The organism is Aeribacillus sp. JST-2, assembly GCF_056032925.1.
Map to the genome: position 1 here is coordinate 62,526 of NZ_JBVVUU010000014.1, position 8,439 is coordinate 70,964.

Annotated in this window: 10 protein-coding genes and 1 riboswitch; all 10 genes read left to right on the forward strand. The window is 41.4% G+C overall.

The annotated features are described in order from the left end of the window. The first annotated feature begins 44 nt into the window (after positions 1–44). The 10 genes from AC0KTX_RS09425 (at position 45) to AC0KTX_RS09470 (ending at position 8,087) form a co-directional block, all read left to right on the forward strand. Positions 45–1,220, forward strand: coding sequence for an acetyl-CoA C-acetyltransferase (locus AC0KTX_RS09425; RefSeq protein WP_474251949.1), 1,176 nt, complete (start codon positions 45–47; stop codon positions 1,218–1,220). Positions 1,221–1,244: 24 nt separating this feature from the next. After that, a complete protein-coding gene (locus AC0KTX_RS09430) occupies positions 1,245–3,026 on the forward strand; it encodes an acyl-CoA dehydrogenase family protein (RefSeq protein ID WP_474251950.1) in 1,782 nt (593 codons plus the stop codon). 125 nt (positions 3,027–3,151) lie between these two features. Next, a complete protein-coding gene (locus AC0KTX_RS09435; RefSeq protein ID WP_474251951.1) occupies positions 3,152–3,514 on the forward strand; it encodes an arsenate reductase family protein in 363 nt (120 codons plus the stop codon). A 64-nt stretch (positions 3,515–3,578) separates the two neighbouring features. Continuing rightward, on the forward strand, positions 3,579–3,962 hold the full coding sequence (gene gcvH / locus AC0KTX_RS09440; protein WP_474251952.1) for a glycine cleavage system protein GcvH: 384 nt from the start codon (positions 3,579–3,581) through the stop codon (positions 3,960–3,962). Between the two features lie 134 nt (positions 3,963–4,096). Beyond that, on the forward strand, positions 4,097–4,447 hold the full coding sequence (locus AC0KTX_RS09445; RefSeq protein ID WP_474251953.1) for a toprim domain-containing protein: 351 nt from the start codon (positions 4,097–4,099) through the stop codon (positions 4,445–4,447). Positions 4,448–4,466: 19 nt separating this feature from the next. Next, positions 4,467–4,778 (forward strand): thioredoxin family protein, encoded by a 312-nt coding sequence (locus AC0KTX_RS09450; RefSeq protein WP_474251954.1) that lies wholly within the window; start codon positions 4,467–4,469, stop codon positions 4,776–4,778. Between the two features lie 146 nt (positions 4,779–4,924). Beyond that, a complete protein-coding gene (locus tag AC0KTX_RS09455) occupies positions 4,925–5,224 on the forward strand; it encodes an SCP2 sterol-binding domain-containing protein (RefSeq protein ID WP_474251964.1) in 300 nt (99 codons plus the stop codon). Positions 5,225–5,339: 115 nt separating this feature from the next. Then, positions 5,340–5,449: riboswitch (SAM riboswitch) on the forward strand. A gap of 104 nt (positions 5,450–5,553) precedes the next feature. Beyond that, on the forward strand, positions 5,554–6,579 hold the full coding sequence (locus AC0KTX_RS09460; RefSeq protein ID WP_474251955.1) for a methionine ABC transporter ATP-binding protein: 1,026 nt from the start codon (positions 5,554–5,556) through the stop codon (positions 6,577–6,579). After that, positions 6,572–7,240 (forward strand): methionine ABC transporter permease, encoded by a 669-nt coding sequence (locus tag AC0KTX_RS09465; protein ID WP_474251956.1) that lies wholly within the window; start codon positions 6,572–6,574, stop codon positions 7,238–7,240. The genes AC0KTX_RS09460 and AC0KTX_RS09465 overlap by 8 nt, the downstream gene beginning before the upstream one ends. Before the next feature lie 13 nt (positions 7,241–7,253). Continuing rightward, positions 7,254–8,087 (forward strand): MetQ/NlpA family ABC transporter substrate-binding protein, encoded by an 834-nt coding sequence (locus AC0KTX_RS09470; RefSeq protein ID WP_474251957.1) that lies wholly within the window; start codon positions 7,254–7,256, stop codon positions 8,085–8,087. Positions 8,088–8,439 lie beyond the last annotated feature (352 nt).

Below are 8,439 nucleotides of genomic sequence, written 5' to 3' on the forward strand. Positions count from 1 at the left end.
CGCCTAAAGCTAAATGGCTTGCAGGCGGGGAAAGGAGAATGGAAATGAGGGAAGCTGTGATTGTTGCTGGAGCGAGGACACCGGTCGGAAAAGCGAAAAAAGGAACTTTGTCCAACGTCCGGCCGGACGATTTGGGAGCTCTAGTGGTCAAAGAAACGCTAAAAAGGGCTGGCAACTATGAAGGAGAAATAGATGATGTCATTTTTGGCTGCGCCATGCCCGAAGCTGAACAAGGGTTAAACATCGCGAGAAACATCGTTGCTCTTGCTGGACTTTCCCACACAGTGCCGGCAATCACAATTAACCGTTTTTGCTCTTCGGGCTTGCAATCAATCGCTTATGCTGCCGAGAGGATCATGCTAGGGGCTGCGGATGTCATTATAGCCGGCGGAACCGAATCCATGAGCCTCGTGCCAATGTCGGGAAATGTCGTGCGTCCGAATGCAAGGTTGGCGGAAGAAGCTCCTGAATATTACATGAGCATGGGGCATACGGCCGAACAAGTTGCAAAGAAATACAAGGTAACGAGAGAAGAGCAAGACGAATTTGCTGTAAGCAGCCACCGAAAGGCAGCGAAAGCAATTCAAGCGGGGAAATTTCATGAAGAAATCGTGCCTGTTGAGGTAACCGTTCGCTCGGTTGGTGCGGACAATAAGTGTCAACAAAGGAATATTCATTTTTCTCAGGATGAAGGAATTAGGCCAAATACGACAAAAGAAGTGCTTGCGGCGTTAAAACCGGCATTTGCCGTAAACGGCACGGTAACGGCCGGCAATTCTTCGCAAATGAGTGATGGCGCTGCAGCTGTTATGGTGATGGAAAGAAAAAAGGCAGAATCATTCCAGTTGCAACCGCTGGCAAAATTCCGTTCCTTTGCTGTCGGCGGAGTGCCTCCCGAAGTGATGGGTATCGGACCGGTTGCCGCCGTTCCAAAAGCATTGAAATTGGCGGGGCTTGAATTAGCCGACATTGGTTTGATTGAATTAAACGAGGCATTTGCCTCTCAATGCATACAAGTGATTCGTGAACTAGGTTTGGATGAGGAAAAGGTGAATGTAAACGGAGGTGCGATTGCCCTCGGACATCCGCTGGGATGTACAGGAACGAAATTGACGTTAACGTTGCTTCATGAAATGAGACGGAGGAACATTCAATTCGGATTGGTGACAATGTGCATTGGCGGAGGCATGGGAGCTGCTGGAATTTTTGAGCTCATTTAAAAATATCAAGGGGGAATTTTTTCAATGGTCAACAAAACGGATGGCTATTTGAAGGGCGGCAGCTTTTTAATTGATGATATCCCATTTGATCGGGTGTTTACGCTGGAGGACTGCACGGAAGAACATAAATTGATTGAAAAAACTGCTGAAAATTTTGTCATCAATGAGGTTGTCCCGCATATCGACCGTTTGGAACATCACGAATTTGACCTTTCTGTCAAACTTTTAAAACAAGCAGGAGAACTTGGACTGTTGGCAGCGGATATACCGGAAGAATACGGCGGTTTGGGTCTTGATAAAGTAAGCTCAGCCCTTATTGGCGAAAAATTTTCCAGAGCCGGCGGATTTTCCATTTCTTTTGGGGCTCATGTCGGCATCGGAACGCTTCCCATTGTATTGTTTGGAAACGAGGAGCATAAAAAGAAATATTTACCAGAACTAGCATCAGGGGAGAAAATCGCTGCTTATGCACTTACTGAACCAAGCTCGGGTTCTGATGCGTTGGGGGCAAAAACAACGGCCAGACTGAATGATGAAGGAACCCACTACATTCTAAACGGGGAAAAACAATGGATCACAAATTCTGCTTTTGCGGATGTGTTTATCGTTTATGCAAAAGTGGACGGCGAACATTTTACGGCATTTATTGTTGAAAGAGGTTTTCCGGGTGTTTCAACAGGACCGGAAGAAAAGAAAATGGGGATCAAAAGCTCCTCAACACGAACGCTGATTTTGGATCATGTCCCGGTTCCGAAAGAAAATGTTTTAGGAGAAATCGGAAAGGGACACAAAATTGCCTTCAATATTTTAAACATCGGCCGTTACAAATTGGCGGTCGGAGCAATCGGGGCTTGCAAACGAATTATCGAATTATCGGCAAAATATGCGATTGAACGGAAGCAGTTTGGGCAGCCGATTGCCAGTTTCCCGCTCATACAAGAAAAATTGGCAAATATGGCACAAAAGCTGTATGCTATGGAAAGCTCCGTCTACCGAACGGTCGGGTTATTTGATGATCGGATGCGCTATTTGACATCTGAAGAAAAAAAAGATGGGAATGCGATGGCGGCCTCCATTGCCGAGTATGCTATTGAATGTTCATTGAATAAGGTTTTCGGATCGGAAACGCTCGACTATATTGCGGATGAGGGAGTGCAAATCCACGGCGGATATGGTTATATGGCTGAGTACGAGGTGGAAAGGGCCTATCGAGATTCCAGAATTAATCGTATTTTTGAAGGGACGAATGAAATTAATCGTTTATTAGTTCCGGGAATGTATTTGAAAAAAGCAATGAAAGGGGAACTGCCTTTATTTCAAAAGGCGCAAACTCTGAAAGAGGAACTGATGATGATGCCGGAAGAAGCAGGCGCTGATCCTTTAGAGCAAGAAAAATATCTTCTTCGCCAAGCGAAAAAAATAACGCTTTTAATGGCTGGAATCGCCGCTCAAAAATTTGGCGAATCTTTGCAGCGTGAGCAGGAGATTCTTGCAAATATTGCCGATGCAGTGAGCAATGTTTATGCAATGGAATCGGCTGTTTTGCGGACTGAAAAAGCTATTTCGAAAACAGGAGTCGAAAAAAACAAGCAAAAACTTCTTTACACTCAAGTATTTGCCCAACAAGCGTTTCAACAATTGGAAACGGCTGCAAAGGAAACGATTGCCGCTGTGGAAGAAGGCGACAGCCTGCGGATAATGTTATCGGCGTTAAAGAAACTTTCAAGATACGTGCCGATCAATGCTATACAAAAAAAACGGCAAATTGCGGCAAAATTAATTGAAGAAGGAAAATATATTGTATAAAATGAAATTCAATGGGGCCAGACTCATGAAAGAGTCTGGTCTTAAAAATAATGGTCAAGTTATTAGTCTTGTCCTGTTGGATATGATAAAATATGATTGGTGTTGTATGGAGGAGGTGAATCAGCTTGGCTTTGAAGATGTATTGGTATCCGAAATGCGGAACCTGCCGCAAAGCAAAAAAGTGGCTGGAAGAGCACAACATTGATTTTCAAGAGATACATATTGCAAAAAATCCTCCTTCAAAAGATGAATTAAAGAAATTGCATGAAAAAAGCGGTTTAGAGTTGAAAAAATTTTTTAACACAAGCGGACAAAAATATCGGCAATTAGGTTTAAAAGAGAAAGTAAAAGCCATGTCAGAAGAGGACATTTATGAGTTGCTTTCGTCTGACGGCATGCTGATAAAACGTCCGATCGTGACAGATGGAGAAAAGGTTACAGTTGGATTTAAAGAAGAGGAATTTGAAAAAACGTGGAGAAATTCATGAAAAAAAGATTTTCTATTTATCATAGAAATCTTTAAATTAATATTTTGGCATGGAGGGAAAAACATTGAACACACCAAAAGAATTGCGTTATTCTGAAGAACATGAATGGGTGAAGGTAGAAGGGGATAAAGTGAAAATCGGCATTACTGACTTCGCTCAATCTGAATTAGGTGATATTGTTTTCGTTGAACTTCCAGAAGTTGGTGATGAGATAACTGCTGACGAGCCGTTTGGAAGCGTCGAGTCCGTTAAAACTGTATCTGAACTTTATGCACCAATCAGCGGAAAAGTAGTGGAAGTGAACGAAGAACTGGATGATAATCCTGAATATGTAAATGAGTCGCCTTATGAAAAAGCTTGGATGATTATTGTGGAGCCTAATGATATAAGCGATGTCGAAAAACTGATGACTGCTGAAGAATATGAAGAAATGGTAAAAGAAGACTGAGGCTCAATCCCCTTCTCTAAGCGAGAGGGGGATTTTGCTTTTTTAAAATTAGGAATAAAAAGGAAAAGAGAAGATATTTGCTATCAACAAAAAATGCTTTGCGAAATGACCCCAAAATCAAAAAGGTGATGCCAATGGCAAGTACAGAGGCCGAAAAGGTGATCATTGTAGAAGGAAAATCAGATAAGCTGAAAATTGAAAAGATCGTAAATGAGCCTGTGGAAGTCATTTGCACGAATGGAACGTTAAGTATTTCCAAGCTTGACGAATTGGTGGAAAGCTTGTTTTACAAGGAAGTTTATATTTTAGTTGATGCGGACAAAGCAGGGGAAAGACTAAGAAAACAATTTAAACGGGAGCTCCCGGAGGCCAGCCATTTATACATCGACAAAATGTACAGAGAAGTGGCATCGGCGCCTGAGAAGCACATAGCCTCAATTCTATTGAGTGCCAACATTGATGTCCATGTAAAATATTTATCGTAAGGGTGTGTGAAATGTTGAAATGAATGAATTGACATCGGAACAATTGGGAAAGATTCATCAACAAAAAAGGACAGTTTTATATTTATACACGCCGTTTTGCGGCACGTGCCAATTAGCATCCAAAATGTTGTCGGTTATTGAAACGATAATGCCCTCTATTTCCATTTTAATGAAAAATTTAAATTATATCCCTGAATACGCTAAAGAATGGGAAATTGAAAGTGTCCCCTGTCTATTGATTTTTGAAAACGGGAAAATCATTAAAAAAATATATGCTTTTCATTCCGTTGACTATCTTTATCAGCTATTGAAAAAATACGTTCCTTCTTAAGAACATTATTTCTTGGGAAATGTCACATATGTTGTGAAATTGTCGACAACTGCCAGCAGGAAGACGGGAAAAGAGAAAGAAGTAGTTGTTTATAAACCGTAACTTGCTGGAGGGGTCCAACATTGTTTGAGTCTCTATTAAAAAGAGTGAATGAGCATCATTTGATCAAGCCGCTTTTTCCTTCCATACCTCTCATTATTGCATGCGAATCTAAACATTCCAAGTGTTATTTTCAACTGGATATAGAGGGGCTGAAGTGTATGGAAACTGCGCCTGAAACAGTTCATCTGAAAATGACAGGAAACGATGGACAAATGAAGGATCTATTAACGGGACAATTAAAGCTTCAGCAACTGATGGAATTGAAGGCGATTAAAGTAGAAGGGACGTTTCGGGATATTTTAAGATTGGAAGCGATTTTATCATTAGCAGCTGATCATTCATAAATATTCTAAATTGTTTTTCTTTAATTAATTGGACTTTTCCATTGACATGAAGGTAGGCAGGTGGTAAAATCCTAGCCAAGTAGTTTGTTAACGTAAAAAGTTAAATATTAGATAATTTCTATCAAGAGCGGCGGAGGGACGTGCCCTATGAAGCCCGGCAACCGTCAGGATATTGCTGAAATGGTGCCAAATCACGCAAAGCATCATTGCTTTGAAAGATGGAAAGGTTTGAAGGATTTGCAATATTTTCCGCCTTTCTGCTCTTGCAGGAAGGCTTTTTAATCGTTTAACGGGGACACCTCCTATGTTGTAAGAAAGAAGGTGAGAAGATGATTTCACTTAAGGCTGTTACGAAAATTTACCAATCCAATCGAAATCAAGTCAAAGCTGTGGATCAGGTGGACCTTGAGATTCAAAGCGGAGAAATTTTTGGAATAATCGGTTACAGCGGAGCGGGAAAGAGCACGCTAATCCGTTTGCTGAACGGCCTTGAAAAGCCGACAGGGGGATCTGTTAATGTGGCGGGAAAAAGAATTGACTGTATCAAAGGAAAAGAACTTAGAACCGCACGCAAGGAAATCAGCATGATTTTTCAGCATTTCAACCTGCTTTGGTCAAGAACCGTCCGCGAAAATATCGCCTTTCCTCTTGAAATTGCCGGCGTTGCCAAAAGCGAGCGGCTAAAGCGGGTGGATGAACTAATAAAACTAGTTGGTCTCGAAGGGAAAGAAGATGCGTATCCATCGCAATTAAGCGGTGGCCAAAAACAGCGGGTCGGCATTGCGAGGGCTCTGGCCAATAACCCAAAAGTGCTTTTATGTGATGAGGCGACATCAGCATTAGATCCGCAGACGACTGATTCGATTCTCGATTTGCTTGTAGACATCAACAAGCGGATGGGGTTGACAATCGTGCTGATCACACATGAAATGCATGTCATCCGCAAAATTTGCCACCGGGTTGCCGTGATGGAAAACGGAAAAATTGTTGAGCAGGGGGATGTTTTAACCGTTTTCCGGAATCCGCAGGCCGACATTACCAAACGATTTGTAAAACAAGTGACAGAACCCGAGGAAACAAAAGAAACGGTGGAACACCTTCTTGATAAGTATAAAAAAGGAAAGGTTGTTAAACTGACGTTTATTGGCGACCGTGCGGAACAACCTGTCATTTCCAAGCTGATCAGACAGTTTGACGTTGATGTAAATATTTTGCAAGGAAAAATATCGCAAACGCAAAACGGATCTTACGGTTCGCTGCTTATTCATATCGACGGCAAAGAAGAAAAAATTAAAGAAGCCATTGAATATATTCGCAATCAGCAAATAGAATTGGAGGTGATTGCGAATGGCTGAGACTTTTTTGCCTAATGTGAAATGGGACAAAGTTTTGGATGCAGCGTACGAAACGGTTTATATGACGGGAGTTTCTGTAGCAGCTACATTTTTCCTCGGCATCATTTTAGGTTTGCTGCTCTTTTTAACGTCAAAAGGGAATCTGTGGCAAAATAATGTCATCCATTCGATTGTAGCTGCCGTTGTAAATATTTTCCGTTCTATTCCGTTTATTATTTTGATCATCCTGCTATTGCCTTTTACAAAAGCGGTGGTTGGAACGATATTGGGGGCAAATGCCGCTTTGCCGGCTCTTATTATCGGAGCCGCGCCATTTTATGCAAGAATGGTAGAAATCGCTTTGCGGGAAGTGGACAAAGGCGTGATAGAAGCGGCAAAATCAATGGGAGCGACAACAAGCACCATTATTTTTAAAGTGCTGATACCGGAATCGCTCCCAGCCTTAGTATCGGGAATAACCGTAACCGCAATCGCGTTGGTCGGCTACACGGCAATGGCTGGTGCGATAGGCGCCGGAGGGCTTGGAAATCTTGCCTATTTAGAAGGCTTTCAACGAAATCATAACGATGTCACATTGGTTGCCACCATTCTGATTTTGATCATTGTGTTTCTCATCCAATTTATTGGAGATATGATAACAAAATCCATTGATAAACGATAAGGAGGAAATGTTGATGAAAAAATTGCTTTTATCTTCGTTATTAGGTGCGGCTATGATTTTTTCGGCTGCATGCGGTGCAAGTGATCAAGGCGGAGGCTCTGGAAGCGGGGAAGACAAAGTCATTAAAGTCGGGGCTTCCCCTGTGCCGCATACAGAAATTTTAGAAGAGGCAAAACCGCTGCTTAAAGAAAAAGGTTATGAACTGGAAATTGAAGAATTTACAGATTACGTCCTGCCAAACAAAGCGCTTGCGGAAAAAGATATCGATGCAAACTATTTCCAACACATTCCGTATTTTGAAGGTCAGAAAAAAGAGCATGGATATGACTTTGCCAACGCCGGCGGCATTCACATTGAACCGATAGGCGTTTACTCAAAAAAATACAAATCGTTAGAAGAACTTCCCAACGGAGCAACCATCATTATGAGCAACTCCGTTGCCGATCATGGCCGCATGTTATCAATGCTTGAAGAAAAAGGATTAATCAAATTAAAAGAAGGTGTTGATAAAACGGCTGCGACAGTAGAAGACATTGCCGAAAATCCAAAGAATTTGAAATTCAAAACAGATATTGAAGCCCCAATGTTGACAAAAGCATATGAAAACAATGAAGGAGATGCCGTATTAATTAATGGAAACTTCGCATTAGATGCGGGCCTTGATCCTTCTAAAGATGCGATTGCACTTGAATCGCCAAAAGACAATCCTTATGTAAACATTATCGCTGTTCGCAGTGAAGATCAGGATTCTGAAAAGATCAAAGCGCTTGTGGAAGTTCTCAAATCGGATAAAATTAAAGAATTTATCAATTCAAAATACCATGGTTCTGTCATTCCGGCGGAATAATGCAGTAGGGGCTGTTTGAAAAGCCTATTTTAGTGTCACATGTTTCCAAATAAAAGACCAAAGAATGTTGATATAACAGCATTCTTTGGTCTTACTTTTTTCATGATTGGGTTGAAAAACCATTTTTCGGACAACCTCTTTCTTACCTCTAGTCAAGTGTTTTTTATTAAATAATTTGGTTAATATAGATTTTATTTTGGAAGGAAGGGGTACCCCTTCCTTCCAAAATAAATTTTCGCATGACAAATAGACCTCACGATTTCCATTTTTTTCGCCAGGTCTTTGTGATATAATCTTACTTACGATTACTGATGCATTGTTGCCTTTTCGTAATCGTATTTCAGATTATGTG

Bases quoted from the DNA above. Each gene is read 5' to 3' on its own strand.
- AC0KTX_RS09425 (WP_474251949.1), top strand. From the start codon at position 45: ATGAGGGAAGCTGTGATTGTTGCTGGAGCGAGGACACCGGTCGGAAAA.
- AC0KTX_RS09430 (WP_474251950.1), top strand. From the start codon at position 1,245: ATGGTCAACAAAACGGATGGCTATTTGAAGGGCGGCAGCTTTTTAATT.
- AC0KTX_RS09445 (WP_474251953.1), top strand. From the start codon at position 4,097: ATGGCAAGTACAGAGGCCGAAAAGGTGATCATTGTAGAAGGAAAATCA.
- AC0KTX_RS09450 (WP_474251954.1), top strand. From the start codon at position 4,467: ATGAATGAATTGACATCGGAACAATTGGGAAAGATTCATCAACAAAAA.
- AC0KTX_RS09460 (WP_474251955.1), top strand. From the start codon at position 5,554: ATGATTTCACTTAAGGCTGTTACGAAAATTTACCAATCCAATCGAAAT.
- AC0KTX_RS09465 (WP_474251956.1), top strand. From the start codon at position 6,572: ATGGCTGAGACTTTTTTGCCTAATGTGAAATGGGACAAAGTTTTGGAT.
- AC0KTX_RS09470 (WP_474251957.1), top strand. From the start codon at position 7,254: ATGAAAAAATTGCTTTTATCTTCGTTATTAGGTGCGGCTATGATTTTT.